We start from the raw sequence: 13,804 nt of genomic DNA, 5'->3' as shown, positions 1-13,804 counted from the left end.
GGGGAAATTTATATGCTATTACGTTATTTTTATGATGAGAAACTAGCACAAGCTTCATATATGGTCGGTTGCCAAATGACGGGAGAAGCGATCTTCATCGATCCGGCCCGTAACATCGAGCCTTATCTTCAAGAAGCGAAAAAAGAAGGCATGAACATCGTCGCAACGGCAGAGACGCATATCCATGCGGACTTTGTGTCCGGTTCACTCGAACTCGCGAAGCGCACAGGTTCGAAAGCCTATCTATCAGACGAAGGTGATGCTTCTTGGAAGTATGCATTCGCGAAAGAAATCGACGCACAACTCGTCAAAGAAGGCGACACGTTCAAGATCGGAAACGTGACACTCGAAGTCATGCACACACCTGGTCACACACCGGAACATATTTCGTTCCTTCTTTATGACCGCAACCAGACACAACCGATGGGGATCTTCACAGGAGACTTCGTCTTCGTCGGAGATATCGGTCGACCTGACCTTCTCGAAGAAGCAGCCGGTGTGAAAGGAACGACGGCAATCGGTGCGGAACAAATGTTTGATTCACTCAAAAAATTCATGGCACTTCCTGACTTCGTTCAAGTCTGGCCAGGACACGGCGCAGGTAGTGCTTGCGGGAAAGCACTCGGTGCGATCCCAACATCGACGGTCGGTTACGAGAAAGCGACGAACTGGGCGCTTCAAATGACGGACAAAGATGCCTTCATCAAAGAATTGACGACGGATCAACCAGAACCGCCGAACTACTTCGCCATGATGAAGAAAGTAAACAAAGAAGGCATTCAAGAGACAACGGACATCGCTCGTCCTGAAGTCGTCGAGTCGGACCGGCTCGATACACTCGTCGAAGAAACGCAAGTCGTCGATACACGTAAAGGTGAAGATTTCGCAAATGGTCACGTACCAGGGACAATCAACATCCCGTATAACAACAAGTTCGTTTCTTGGGCAGGCTGGCTCGTCAACTTCGACAAAGACATCACGATTATCGCAAGTGCAGAAAACGTCGATCAAGTACAAACGGACCTCCAATCAATCGGTCTCGACCGTCTTCGCTTCATCGTCCCAGCCGAAGAACTCGATGCATCACTTTTGACGGAAACGTATACGGACGTGACGGCAGAAGAAGCGATTGAAGCTGCTGAAAAAGGTGACGTGTTCGTCCTCGACGTTCGAAACGCGACAGAATGGAACGCGAGCCATTACGAAAAGGCAGAACGTATCTTGCTCGGTAAGCTCGCACGTGACCACGAAGGTCTTCCGACAGACCAAACGATTGCGGTGCATTGTGCGTCAGGCGTCCGTTCACGCATGGCAGCAAGTATCCTTCAATCGCTCGGCTACAAAGATATCCACAATATCCTCGGTGGCTACGGCGCGATGAAGACTGTCTTGAACGCTCAACAAATCAAGTAATGCTATACTGACTATGAATATGGCGCCCGCTTTGAGAGGGGCGCCTTTTGTTTAGGAGGGAAAGACGTGGTCGCCATCGGTCCACTCAACATTCGTTTCGATTTACTCATCTTTTTACTAAGCCTTGCCGTCCTTTACGGCATCTTCCGCTTTCTCGGGTTGTCGAGTAAACAGCGTGAAGCCGTCATCGGGACATGGTTCTATGGTTTTCTTGCCTGGAAAGGAAGTGCCATCGTCATCGGTCTGTTGACGACACGTGACCTATCGCTCGCTCTTTATGCCACAGGAGGCGTATGGTCTCAATGGATTGCAGCTGCTGTCGTCCTTTGGTTCGTCTATCGACTCGACCGGAACCTTTTAGGGTATTGGGTGCTGAGCGGACTCCTCATTTGGTTCGGGATGACACTCGCGGTTCCAGTATACGGGACGATTTTGAACCTTTCCGACCAGCCGATTCATCTATGGAGCGCCATGCTCATTTTTCTGCTACTCGGAACGACGTGGCGCTGGATGCATGAACCGACTCGTGGAAACATTCTTTGGACAGTATGCGGTGCATCCGGCATCTGGCTATTTAAGTCATATGCGGTCGGACAGATTCAATGGTGGATGATTGTCATCGCCCTCGTCCTCTTCGGATTGACGGTCTATCTCGCCCGCCCTTCAAAGAAAGTGATTCAAATTAGTGTCGGAGTCCTGGTCGTTCTCGCGGTCGTGAATGCTGTCCTGCCAGAGAAAGCGACACAATCTGTCACGACAGAGACGGCGTCAACCGGTTTGAACATCGGGCAAATTCCCCCTTCGTTCGAATTACAGCGAACCGATGGGAGTACATTCGACTTAACTTCACTACGTGGTCAGCGCGTCGTCGTCAACTTTTGGGCGTCCTGGTGCCCGCCTTGTCGGGCGGAGATGCCGGATATGGCGGCGTTCGCGAAAGAGCGAGATGACGTGACCATCGTCGCCGTCAACACGACGACGAGTGAACGCGACCCCGCCGATGCCGTCTCGTTCGTCGAACCGTATGAAGACGCATTTACCGTCGTCTATGACCGTGACGGCCAAGTCGGAGATGCGTATCGGATTCAAGCGATGCCGACGACGTATGTGCTCGATGAATCGGGTGTGATCATCGCGAAGCAATTTGGTGCCATCGACAAGAATTGGCTCGACGCCCAATTGAATTGAACATGACAAAACCGCCGACAAAGAGTTGTCGGCGGTTTATCTTATTGCTTCAAATAGCCTTGTGCTTTCAAAAAGTCTTTGACGTCAAGACGTGTCGATTTCGACAACATGCGTCCCATTTGGCCAGTCCACGTGTCTTTACGCGGATTCGATCCCCGGACCATGTAGTAATCATGGATCAACGCGTCGTAATCCGAAAGTGACTGTTTGATCCGTTCTGGATTCGCCTCGTATGCGTTCTCATGGTAGATATGATGGAACGGTAGACGGGGCTTTTGATCTTCGACTGAAGCCGGTACACCGACGGCCATGCCAAAGAGCGGAATGACCCGTTCCGGCAATGCGAGCACTTCTTTCACCGCAAAGAGGTCGTTCCGAATGCCACCGATATAGCAGACTCCGAGCCCCATCGACTCTGCCGCCACTGCCGCATTTTGTGAGGCAAGTGCAGCGTCGATCACAGCGACAAGCAGTTTCTCATCGGTCTCAAGTGTTGCGGACACTTCTGTTTCTTGCAGTTCACCAATCACCTCATGGCGATGCAAATCCGCACAAAAGACGAAGAAGTGACCGTTCTCGACCACGTAATTCTGGTTGCCCGCAATCTCAGCGAGTCGTTTCTTTTTCGCTTCATCGGTCACCCCGATGATGGAGTAGGCCTGGATAAAGCTAGACGTCGATGCCCGTTGTGCGCTCTCGACGATGGTCTGGATTTGTTTGTCTGTCAATTTCTCGTCCGTAAAATCGCGGACGGAACGGTGGTTCAATAAAGTCTCAATCACTTCGTTCATACGTTCTTCCCCCTTTTTTTCAATCTTGGCATAAGCTATCTGAATCCACAAATGAGAGGAATCCATCGGGCACATTTTGAAGGGAGGACGCTCACATCTCGTTTTCTTATGCTATCATTATAAGCTACATAGTAAATACGATAGCGTAACTTCGAATAAGGAGCGATATAGATGAAAAGAATACCATTTTACATCCCATTCCTACTTGGGGTGCTATTCCTCTCAGGCTGCACGGATGCCGACGTGAGTGTCTCGACGTCGATGTCAACCGAAGAAACAGTGGAAAAGGAACCTGTACAAGAGGAACAAACCACCGAGACCCCTAAATCTGAAGGCGATGTATTTGAAGGCTATACGAAGATCGAGGTCGATGGCGGCAATCAGTCCGGCACACGGGAGGCGAATGTCGTCGTTGATATCGGCTTTGGCGACCGAGAGTACTGGGCGTTCACGAACGAACACGGTCAACTGGTTCGCGTGATTGCTGATGAGATCATTCTTCAAAACGACGAGACCGAAGACGTCAATTCTTCAGGACGCTATTATGCAGACGAGGCGAAAGTTCCGGGTGTCGAAGACCCTAACCTCGACGAAGGCCATATCATCGCCGATTCACTTGGCGGTGTCTCGAACGCCTATAACATCACGCCACAAAACAGCGCACTCAACCGTTACGGCGACCAGGCATTCATGGAAGATGTCATCCGGAAGGCTGGCGGGGCGAAAGACTTCGAAGCCATCATCACCTATCCGAACACGACGACTCAGATTCCTTCCCGCTACCAATACACGTATACCGTACGGGGCAATACGGTCACCGATACGTATGATAACGTGGATCCGGAGGAAGTGAACGAATCGCTCGGATTGACGGATGATTCCCCTCCTGCAGTGACGACGGAACCAGTCGAGGAACGGGAATTATCCGATATCGACCTTGACGGAAACGGACAAGTGACAATCAAAGAAGCAAAGAACGCCGGATTCGAGATGCCGATCACGCGTGACCATTGGCTGTATCAATACATGGACGACCGAGACGGTGACGGGATGGTCGGGGAATAACTATGACGAACGAGACGTTTCTCCACGAGAGAGGCGTCTTTTCGCATAGAAAAAAACCGCGGTGTAAGACCGCGGTTACGTGTTTAGTTCGACATTTGATTCAAGAATGGTGCGAGATCGACGTTCAACTCTTTCGAGAGACGCTCTCCGAGTTCACGGTCCGCACGATAGAAGTTGCAGATCAAGAGGAGAACGGTCTTCTCGTGACGAACTTCTTTGATATGCGCCACGAGGTTACGAACGAGCGCATCCTTCTCTTCCTGAGAATAGCGACGATACACCTCTCCGGCTTGTCCGAAGTCATTCGTCTTCTCAATCTTCTGACGACCCGTCACGCCTGTGATCGGTTGCGGCGTCTCGATATAGTCCGCATTCGGCTTCGGCGTGTCTTCGTAACGGTTCGGCTCGTAGTTGACCGGGCTCGTCTGTTGCTTGAACGGCATCGCCCCGTCACGCTGGTTGTTCGCGACTTGAGCGAACGGGCAGTTGATCGGGAGTTGGAGATAGTTCGGTCCGATGCGGTAACGTTGCGTATCCGAATACGAGAAGAGTCGTCCTTGGAGCATCTTGTCTTCTGACGGCTGGATCCCTGGTACGAGGACGCCTGGGTTGAAACCGACAGACTCAGTCTCGGCGAAGAAGTTATCGACATTTTTGTTGAGGGTCATCGTTCCAACCAATTGATACGGGATGACATCTTCGAACCAATCTTTCGTCGCATCGAGCGGGTCGAAGTCAAAGTTGTCCATGTCCGCTGGGTCGAGAATCTGTACATATAGATCCCATTCCGGATAGTCTCCATTTTCAATGGCGTTGAACAGATCACGTGTCGCATGGTTGAAGTCTTCTGCTTGGATTTTCGCCGCTTCTTCCATCGACAAGTTTTGAATCCCTTGCTTCGGTACCCAGCGCATCTTTATGTACACCGTGTTGCCGAATTCATTCACCCACTTGAAGGAATGGACGGATGACCCTCGCATGTGGCGATACGATGCTGGGATTCCCTCGTCACTGAAGAGATGCACGAGCATGTTCGTTGATTCCGGTGTGAGCGACATGAAGTCGAAGAAGCGGTCCGGGTCTTGAAGATTCGTTTGTGGGTCCGGCTTGAGCGAGTGAATCACGTCCGGGAATTTAATCGCGTCACGGATGAAGAAGACCGGTAAGTTGTTTCCGACGAAATCATAGTTCCCTTCTTCCGTGTAAAACTTGACGGCGAAACCGCGTGGGTCACGAAGCGTCTCCGGTGAACCTAATCCGTGGATGACGGTCGAGAAGCGCGCAAACACAGGCGTCTCTTGCCCTTCTTCTTGCAAGAATGCGGCTTTCGTATAGCGTTTCATACTATTTTTTACAGTGAAGACACCATGCGCCCCTGCGCCTCTCGCGTGAACGACACGTTCTGGTACTCGTTCACGATCGAAATGCGCTAATTTCTCAATTAGTTGGTAGTCTTCGAGAAGCGTCGGGCCCCGACGACCCGCAGTGATGGAGTTGGCGTTATCCCCGATTGGTACGCCTTGGTTAGTAGTTAGTTGACGGTGTTGATCCATATGATTGCCTCCCATTATTTATAATCATTACAATTTTGATATTAATCAAAGATTAGAATGATTACAAATAAAAAGCTCGTGAATCACGAACTTTTTTTCATATGTCTCTTTTGTTTGGATTTTTCACGTTGATGGAGCGTCACGACGAAAAATGCTGCCAAGATACCGCCTAGGGACCCCGCGATGATGTCGACCATCGTATCGTCATTCCCGTTCCCTTGCATCGTCGTGTTCAGGACGACGTCAGATGTGAATTCATACATCTCCCAAAGCGCCGCCCCAGCCATGGAAAAGACGACAATGTATACGAACAAAAATCGTTTCGGGATCTCGGTCCGAATGTCATCATCGAGCCTACTGAAGAAGTCGAATCCAAGGAATGCGAGAAAGATTCCGCTTAAGAGATGAAGGAACGTGTCCCACCAACCATTCCCGTATAGTCCGACAATCGATCCTAAATACTGGGAGGCAAACAAGAACAGGATATACGCCACCTTCATCTTGCCATCGAGTTCTGTTTTAAACGTCTTTTCAATGAAGAACGGGATGAGCCCAGAAATGATTCCGGCCCCCGCTACACTCGCATCGAACCATGATTCTTCAATGATTGATGTGATAAGTATGATCGCCATGAACAAGACGAATCCAAATTCGAGGATACGTCCTTTCGTGAGCTTCATGATGCTTCGCCTTCTTTCGTCTAGTTTGTTCTCTATATGCTCTATTCCCAACTCTCAATCGTGTTCAACCACACAATTGAATTTAGTTGGACTCTCTTGCTATTTACGAACATACGTTCTATAATTAATATTATGAATTCGAGGAGGAACTTGCTATGCCGATCAATCCGTATCTCAACTTTAATGGGAATTGTCGAGACGCCGTAACCTTTTATGCCGATGTGTTCAACCACGCCGCTCCAGACATCATGACGTTCGGTGATCAACCTGGTCCAGACGGTCAACCGGTGCCGAGTGAAATGGCCAATCTTGTGCTGCATACCCGACTCGCGGTTCACGGCTCATCGCTCATGTTTTCTGATGCGATGCCTGACGGACCGGTCACATTCGGGGACAATGTCACGCTCGCTGTCGTCACAGACGACCTCGAGGCCATCCATCGTGAGTTCGAGGCGCTCTCTGTGAACGGACGTGTCTTGATGCCGCTTCAAGAGACGTTTTGGAGCAAGGCGTACGGCATGCTCGAAGACCAGTTCGGCGTCCAGTGGCAGTTCAGCCACGAAGCATAACGACAAAAATCCCCGATTCGTCAGAATCGGGGATTTGCTTATTTTTGGGCAACGAAGAAGATGCGCTCGGCATCCGCTCCTGGTGCATGTTCGGTGAAATCAGAGGTGACTGATTTGACATGGAAACCGGCACCAATCAACCATTGCATGTACTGCCCTGGTTCATACGTCCGTTGTTCATGTGTCTCCTCAATTCGTTCATACGTCCCATCTTCAAGCGCGACGAAGAACGTTAAGTCATGAACGACCGACAGCGGGGCTTCTCCCGGGTCGGCAAACCAAATATATGAGCAATCTTCTCCGTTTGACGCATACGTCTTTTGGTTGAAGAGCGTCTGCATCTTGTTCGGAGCATGGACATCAAAGATGAACAAGCCGCCTGGTTTGAGTTGATTGTAGACAGATTCAAACGTATCAATCACGTCCGCCTCGTCTCGCAAATAGCAAAGGGAGTCGCAGAGAATCGTCACCGCATCGACCGGTTCCGGTAACTCCAACTCACGCATATCCTGTTCCCAAAGCGGCAACTCGATTTCGACCTCGAGCGCCTTTTCTTGTGCGACTTCGAGCATCGACTCGGATAAGTCGATCCCCATGACATCGTAATATTCTGCGAGGCGAATCGTCGCCGACCCGGTCCCGCACCCGACATCAGCGAGTGTCGCGCCATCTTGGACGTGACGACGCACGAAAGCGACCCACTCATCATACGGCGCGTCTTTCATCAACTCGTCGTATACATAGGCGAATCCTTCGTAAGCCATTAGCCGACTTCCACTTCGACGTGTGGCGCGTCAGCCCACAATTTCTCTAGGTTGTAGTAATCACGGTCATCACGATGGAAGATGTGGACGACGACGTTCTCGAGGTCAGCGAGGACCCAACGTGCCGTGTCCATTCCTTCGAACTTGTGGAGTGGTAAGCCGTTTTCACCAGCAACGTCTTTGATTTCACGTGCGATCGCTTCGACTTGCTTCTCCGAGTTCCCGTGACAGATAACGAAGTAATCCGCGATTGGCGAAATCCCTTCCATGTCGAGTACGACGATTTCCTCGGCACGTTTATCGTCAGCCGCTTTAACAATCAATTCTAATTCTTCTCTTGCAGTCATATTGACCCTCCTAAGGTATATTCACAAAATCGTTATACGTTTCAATCGTCAGTGGAAAAATACGCACCGACTTCTTCAATAAAAATTCAATCGTTTGTTTCAGTGTCGCGACAACCGCTGCTTCGAGCGAGCGCTCCACTTCTGCCCGCAACCGGTCGACGCCGGGATAATCCCGATTCGGTTCGATGGCATCAGCCACGAACAGAATTTGGTCGAGCCGAGACATCCCGGGCTCTCCCGTCGTATGATTCCGAATCGCCGAGAGCACCGCGTCATCCAGGTCGTATTGACGGGAAAGTAAAATCGCACCGACCGGCGCATGAAGTAGCTCGTCCCCGTACTCAAGTAGATTCGGGTCTAACCCTTCTTCCACGACGACTCGACGCATTTCTTCGACGTCAAAGTACTTCGCATAATCATGAAGCATGGCAGCAAGACGAGCCTGTTCGACCTCTTCACCGAATTGAACCGCCATGCGTTCCGCCGTCTCGACGACACCGAGCGTATGGATATAGCGTTTTTCTGGCAGCGTCTGTTTAATCAACTCGTGCGCTTCTTCAAACGTCATACAACTTATGCTCCTTCACATACTCCTCGACTGGCGTCGGGACAAGATATTTGATGGATTTGCCTCGTTTCGCCCGTTCCCGGATGTCCGTCGATGAAATCTCGAGTTGCGGCATGTCAATCGCGCGGACGTCTGCCTTCTCCGGAATCAAATAACGTGTCCCCGGCCGTGCGACCGCACCGAACGTGACAAGACGGATGAGCGTCTCATAGTCATACCAGGATTCAAGCGAAACGAGTGAATCGGCACCAATCAAAAAGTAGAATTCATCATTCGGATACTGTTCGATCAGCCGTTTCATCGTCTCGACCGTATAAGACGGCTCACTCCGTTCAAACTCAATCAAGTTCAACTTGAAGTCGGACTGATTTTGTATGGCGCGTCGCGTCATCTCGATTCGGTGGTCTGCCGAGCTGAATCCGACCTTATGTGGTGGAATCGCAGCCGGCAGGAACCACACCTCATCAAGTTCAAGCTGTTCACGCGCTTGTTCCGCGATTAACAGATGTCCGAGATGCGGCGGGTCGAACGTTCCGCCCATCAAGCCGACTCGGCTCATGGGAGTTTGATTTGGCGATTTTCTTTCTCGGTCGCCTCTTTGTACAAGACGATGACTTTTCCAATCACTTGAACGACTTCAGCCTGTGTGCCTTCAGCTAACTCGCCAGCGACATCTTTCGGCGTGTCCATGCAGTTTTGAAGTACTTGAACTTTAATCAATTCACGTTTCTCGAGTGCGTCGGCGATATCTTTACACATCGCTTCGCTGACTCCATTTTTCCCAACTTGATAGATTGGTGAGAGATGGTGCGCTTCTGCGCGTAAAAAGCGTTTTTGTTTACCTGATAACATAGTATATTATTCCTCCAATAATCCTTCGATTAACTTTTTTCCAACGGTTTCGTCCGGTTTCACGCCCGTCCATTTCTCGAACGAGAGCGCGCCCTGCCCGACGAACATGGCTACACCTGTCACAACTTTGGCTCCGCGACGTTTCGCTTCTTGAAGCATCGGGGTGACAAGTGGACGATATATGATATCACAAACGACCGTGTTTTGTCGTAATCCTTCTAATGAAAGTGGTGTCGATCTCTCGTCCATCCCGACAGAAGTGGTCTGAATGATGACATCATATCGAGAGACGTCCATCTCATCGAACGTCGTGTAGACGACTCCGAACGTGTCGGCGAGCGCTTTTGCCCGTTCCACAGTTCGATTGACAATCGTCACGTCACGCGTCGGGAGAGCTTGGACAATCCCCCGAGCCGCTCCTCCGGCACCGACAATCAGGACACGCCCTGTAAAGTCTGTGTATGGCATCAGCGCTTGGACAAGACCTGCCCCGTCCGTATTCGTCCCGATAAGTCGCCCGTCTCGTTTATACACCGTATTGACGGCTCCAGCATGTTTCGCCGCTTCGTCAAGGTCATCGAGATACCGAACGACCACCTCTTTATAGGGAATCGTGACATTGAATCCATCCCAGTCCCCTTCTCGCATTGCCGCAAATAAGGCTGGGAGTTGATCTGGTGTGGCATCGATGGCCTCATAACGCCCGAAAAGCCCAGACGCCCTCAACCACTGCTCGTGCAGTTGGGGAGAGAGCGAATGAGCAATCGGGTGACCGATGACGGCCAGATTCATACGAGCGCCTCGCGAAGTGTGACTGCGACGCCTTTTGGAGCCCATGCTGCGATACGGCCACCTTTTCCGTGAATCGCGACCCAACCGAGACCACTGAACACGATATCCGTTTTCACGCCGTCCCGTAAGCTGAACTCATGACGGACGAGTGGCGGTAAGATTTCGAGTGTCTTCTCATTCGGCGGGTTGAGCATCTTCCCAATATGTTGGTCATAGAGCTCATCGGCACGTTCGAGTTTCGTACGGTGTGCTTTCAATTCATTCGACATATAAATGACGAACGATCGCTTATTTCCTTCAAGATAATCTAAACGTGCCAATCCGCCGAAATAGAGCGTCTGTTGCGGATTCAACTGGAACACGTGCGGCTTGATTTCTTTCTTCGGTGTGATCGTCTTCAAATCTTTCGCATCGACATAGTGTGCCATTTGATGACGGTTGATGATTCCTGGTGTGTCGTACAAGTTCGCATCATCGTCGAGCGGAATGTCGATCAAGTCAAGCGTCGTTCCCGGGAAATGACTGACGGTGATGATGGCTTCATCCTCTTCACCGAAACGTTTGATCACCTGGTTGATGAGTGTCGACTTCCCGACATTCGTACAACCGACGACAAAGACGTCTTTGCCTTTGCGGTAGTACTCAATCTTTTCAGCGAGTTCATCGATGCCATGTCCTTTTTTCGCACTGATCAAATGAACGTCGATTGGGTTCAAGCCGAGTTCTTTTGCCTCTGCCTTCATCCAGTTCGCCATCCGGTTCGGGTTGACCGACTTCGGTAACAAGTCGACCTTGTTTCCGACTAACAGTACCGGGTTCGACCCGACTGAGCGCTGAAGACCCGGAAGCCAACTGCCATTGAAGTCGAAAATGTCGACGATTTTGATGACGAGTGCTTCTTTTGAACTGATACCATTCAAGATGCGCAAGAAGTCATCATCTGATAACTCCACATCTTGAACTTGGTTATAGTGCTTCAATTTGAAGCAACGTTGGCAAATGACAATCTCACGGTCAAGTGCCGATTTCGGTGCATAGCCGACCCCGTTCGGGTCTTCCGTTTGGATGGCTACGCCGCACCCAGCGCAATATCGTTTTGTTTCTTCCATAGTTATACTTACTGCCGTTCAGGTTTCCCCTTCTTCATTCACCGTAGCACCTCGCTGCTACTCCTGAAGCGTTAATTCCGACGCCTTGCTCGCCGTACATGGGCAGCCTCCTTCTTCCTGTGCGTTCGAGGTCTTATTCATCTTTTTTATGTGAATCTTCGGAACGTGGATGCATGGCCTCACCGATTTTTTCAGCGACCGCGACTTTTGCCCGTTGTGCGTCAACGGCAAGTTCTTCCACTTTTTTCGTGATCAATACATACTTCCCACGACGCTTCATATGTGCGAAGACCACTTTTTCGAGCATCCGGTTAAATTTCGTGACGAGTCCGTCCGTTTTAACGACCGGTTGCACATGAATGACATGAATGCCTGCCATGTTTGCCCCGAGAACGTCTGTGAACAGCTGGTCCCCTAAGAAGATGGCTTCCTTCGGCGAGTACCCATATTTCGAGAGTGCCGCTTTAAATCCAGATGGTAATGGTTTTCTAGCACGAGCGACATAATGAAGGCCGAGCGGCTCCGTAAATGTTCGTACACGATTCTCGTTATTATTTGATACGACAATCACATCGAAACCGTATGATTTCACTTTTTCAAGCCACATCAATAAAAGCTCTGGCGCATGTGGGACGTCCCACGCCACGAGTGTATTATCAAGGTCCGTCAAAATGACGCGCACCCCACGGTCTTTCAATTCTTGTAGGTCGATGTCAAACACAGACGCGACGAACTGTTTCGGATAAAGTCGATTAAACACGTAAAATTCCTCCAATTAGCTAAACGATTCAACTACTTATACAAGTATTGATATCCCTTCTATGGTAAACGAAAACCGACCAAACGACTAGTCTATCGTTCGGTCGGAAGAAAATTGACACAAAATTAGTTGGATTTGATTGTCCCGATGACTTCACCGAGTCGAACCGGACCGATCTTTTCACGGTCCATTTGAATCGTATCCTTCTCAAAACAAAGAACGACGGTCGAACCGAACGAGAAGTATCCCACCTCTTCTCCTTTGCCCGCCTGGTCTCCTTCGAGCGTCCACTCAATCGTGTTGACGTTCAAGGCACCGACCATGATATGTTCGTACGTTCCGGCTGGGCTGTCAAAGCGCGTCACGCGACGGTAGTTGCGTGAGAGCGGTCGAACCGTCTCCGTCAATCCGATTTCATTCACCGGTGCCGAACGGTCCCCGAGCTCATAGTGACTGAGCACACGACCAGAGAGCGGTGTGTGGACGCGGTGATAATCGCGCGGACTGAGGTAGAGAACGACGACCGTCCCCCCTGCATAACGTCTTGCTTCTTGTTGAGAACCGAGTAACTCCGCAAGCGTATACGACTGACCTTTCACCTCGAAACGACTGTCTTCTGAAATCGATTCGATGACCGATAACTTGCCATCACACGGTGCTACGAGGGTATCGGACGACTCATCAATCGTACGTGCTCCCGTCTTCAAGTGACGGGTAAAGAACGCATGCAATGATGGATAGGCAGCAAGCGGTTGCTCTGCCTCTTCTACCGCAATGTCATATACTTTTGCAAACGATGGAATCAAGTGACGACTCACATCTGATTCTGCGAAACGCTTGAGACGTTTGGCGATCCAAGGCGAGGCGTTCAGCTCAAATAACGTTTGGTAGAAACGACGCTTCATTCCTCTTTGGCCTCCTCATTTTTAAAGAACGTCTCGTATTGTTGTTCAGAGACGGCTCCTTCAATTCGACCGACCTCTTTTCCATCTTCAAATCGGATGATAGTCGGCGTACCTTCAATCCCATACGTCGTCCATACGTTATGGTCAGACAAGTTGATCGAGACCGCATCATATTCTTCGATAAGAGGTTCGACATAAGGCTTCACTTGCTCACAGTATTCGCAGCCCGTTTGCCAGAAGTAAGCGACGACTTCACCATCTTGGTCTAATTGTTGTTGCAATTCATCTGCTGTGACGGCGTTGACACCATCGTCAGTATTGTTTCCATTTAAAAAGTACAACAAACCGATTCCGATGACGATAATCGCACCGATAATGGCGAACGTGATAAAATTCGCGCGTTTTTCAGGGTTTTTCATATGTGTGATCCTCCTCTATGTTGAATAAA

Annotated in this window: 17 protein-coding genes; 4 read left to right on the top strand and 13 right to left on the bottom strand. The window is 50.2% G+C overall.

Features of this window, described 5'->3' with window-relative positions; genetic code table 11:
• Positions 1–12: 12 nt before the first annotated feature.
• Positions 13–1,413 carry a rhodanese-like domain-containing protein gene (locus GVY43_RS00290; protein WP_159561912.1) on the top strand — a complete coding sequence of 467 codons (1,401 nt, stop codon included), beginning with the start codon at positions 13–15 and terminating at the stop codon, positions 1,411–1,413.
• Between the two features lie 66 nt (positions 1,414–1,479).
• Positions 1,480–2,601 carry a TlpA disulfide reductase family protein gene (locus tag GVY43_RS00285; protein ID WP_159561911.1) on the top strand — a complete coding sequence of 374 codons (1,122 nt, stop codon included), beginning with the start codon at positions 1,480–1,482 and terminating at the stop codon, positions 2,599–2,601.
• A gap of 41 nt (positions 2,602–2,642) precedes the next feature.
• Here GVY43_RS00285 and nfsA read toward each other — a convergent pair whose 3' ends face one another.
• A complete protein-coding gene (gene nfsA, locus GVY43_RS00280) occupies positions 2,643–3,392 on the bottom strand; it encodes an oxygen-insensitive NADPH nitroreductase (RefSeq protein WP_159561910.1) in 750 nt (249 codons plus the stop codon).
• A 171-nt stretch (positions 3,393–3,563) separates the two neighbouring features.
• On the opposite strand from nfsA, the gene GVY43_RS00275 reads away from it, so the two are divergent.
• Positions 3,564–4,457, top strand: a complete 894-nt coding sequence (locus GVY43_RS00275) for a DNA/RNA non-specific endonuclease (protein WP_159561909.1) — start codon at positions 3,564–3,566, stop codon at positions 4,455–4,457.
• A gap of 83 nt (positions 4,458–4,540) precedes the next feature.
• On the opposite strand, the gene GVY43_RS00270 is transcribed toward GVY43_RS00275, so the two are convergent.
• On the bottom strand, positions 4,541–6,010 hold the full coding sequence (locus GVY43_RS00270) for a catalase (protein WP_159561908.1): 1,470 nt from the start codon (positions 6,008–6,010) through the stop codon (positions 4,541–4,543).
• 83 nt (positions 6,011–6,093) lie between these two features.
• Positions 6,094–6,690 carry a hypothetical protein gene (locus GVY43_RS00265; RefSeq protein ID WP_074037627.1) on the bottom strand — a complete coding sequence of 199 codons (597 nt, stop codon included), beginning with the start codon at positions 6,688–6,690 and terminating at the stop codon, positions 6,094–6,096.
• Positions 6,691–6,845: 155 nt separating this feature from the next.
• Between GVY43_RS00265 and GVY43_RS00260 the strand changes: the two genes are divergently transcribed.
• Positions 6,846–7,259, top strand: a complete 414-nt coding sequence (locus GVY43_RS00260) for a VOC family protein (RefSeq protein WP_159561907.1) — start codon at positions 6,846–6,848, stop codon at positions 7,257–7,259.
• 38 nt (positions 7,260–7,297) lie between these two features.
• Here GVY43_RS00260 and GVY43_RS00255 read toward each other — a convergent pair whose 3' ends face one another.
• The 10 genes from GVY43_RS00255 to GVY43_RS00210 all read right to left on the bottom strand — a co-directional run bounded on the left by GVY43_RS00255 (position 7,298) and on the right by GVY43_RS00210 (position 13,775).
• Positions 7,298–8,023, bottom strand: a complete 726-nt coding sequence (locus tag GVY43_RS00255; protein WP_031421255.1) for a class I SAM-dependent methyltransferase — start codon at positions 8,021–8,023, stop codon at positions 7,298–7,300.
• Entirely contained in the window at positions 8,023–8,370 is a 348-nt protein-coding gene (gene rsfS, locus GVY43_RS00250) for a ribosome silencing factor (RefSeq protein ID WP_015881000.1), read from the bottom strand. The genes GVY43_RS00255 and rsfS overlap by 1 nt, the downstream gene beginning before the upstream one ends.
• A 10-nt stretch (positions 8,371–8,380) precedes the next feature.
• Entirely contained in the window at positions 8,381–8,938 is a 558-nt protein-coding gene (gene yqeK / locus GVY43_RS00245) for a bis(5'-nucleosyl)-tetraphosphatase (symmetrical) YqeK (RefSeq protein WP_159561906.1), read from the bottom strand.
• Complete coding sequence (locus GVY43_RS00240; RefSeq protein ID WP_159561905.1) at positions 8,928–9,497, bottom strand: nicotinate-nucleotide adenylyltransferase; 570 nt, start codon at positions 9,495–9,497, stop codon at positions 8,928–8,930. The genes yqeK and GVY43_RS00240 overlap by 11 nt, the downstream gene beginning before the upstream one ends.
• Complete coding sequence (gene yhbY / locus GVY43_RS00235; protein ID WP_015880997.1) at positions 9,494–9,790, bottom strand: ribosome assembly RNA-binding protein YhbY; 297 nt, start codon at positions 9,788–9,790, stop codon at positions 9,494–9,496. Before yhbY ends, GVY43_RS00240 begins: the two co-directional genes overlap by 4 nt.
• A gap of 6 nt (positions 9,791–9,796) precedes the next feature.
• Complete coding sequence (gene aroE, locus GVY43_RS00230) at positions 9,797–10,582, bottom strand: shikimate dehydrogenase (RefSeq protein ID WP_159561904.1); 786 nt, start codon at positions 10,580–10,582, stop codon at positions 9,797–9,799.
• Entirely contained in the window at positions 10,579–11,691 is a 1,113-nt protein-coding gene (gene yqeH, locus GVY43_RS00225; protein WP_015880995.1) for a ribosome biogenesis GTPase YqeH, read from the bottom strand. The genes aroE and yqeH overlap by 4 nt, the downstream gene beginning before the upstream one ends.
• Positions 11,692–11,824: 133 nt before the next feature.
• Entirely contained in the window at positions 11,825–12,451 is a 627-nt protein-coding gene (locus GVY43_RS00220) for a YqeG family HAD IIIA-type phosphatase (protein WP_015880994.1), read from the bottom strand.
• 125 nt (positions 12,452–12,576) lie between these two features.
• Positions 12,577–13,356, bottom strand: a complete 780-nt coding sequence (locus GVY43_RS00215; RefSeq protein WP_159561903.1) for a phosphatidylserine decarboxylase — start codon at positions 13,354–13,356, stop codon at positions 12,577–12,579.
• Entirely contained in the window at positions 13,353–13,775 is a 423-nt protein-coding gene (locus GVY43_RS00210) for a thioredoxin family protein (RefSeq protein WP_159561902.1), read from the bottom strand. The genes GVY43_RS00215 and GVY43_RS00210 overlap by 4 nt, the downstream gene beginning before the upstream one ends.
• Between the last annotated feature and the right edge of the window lie 29 nt (positions 13,776–13,804).

It is taken from the genome of Exiguobacterium sp. 8H, from assembly GCF_902506255.1.
GTDB lineage: Bacteria > Bacillota > Bacilli > Exiguobacteriales > Exiguobacteriaceae > Exiguobacterium > Exiguobacterium profundum.
The sequence above is the reverse complement of the archived record's forward strand: the minus strand, read 5'-3'. Positions and strand labels throughout refer to the sequence as shown.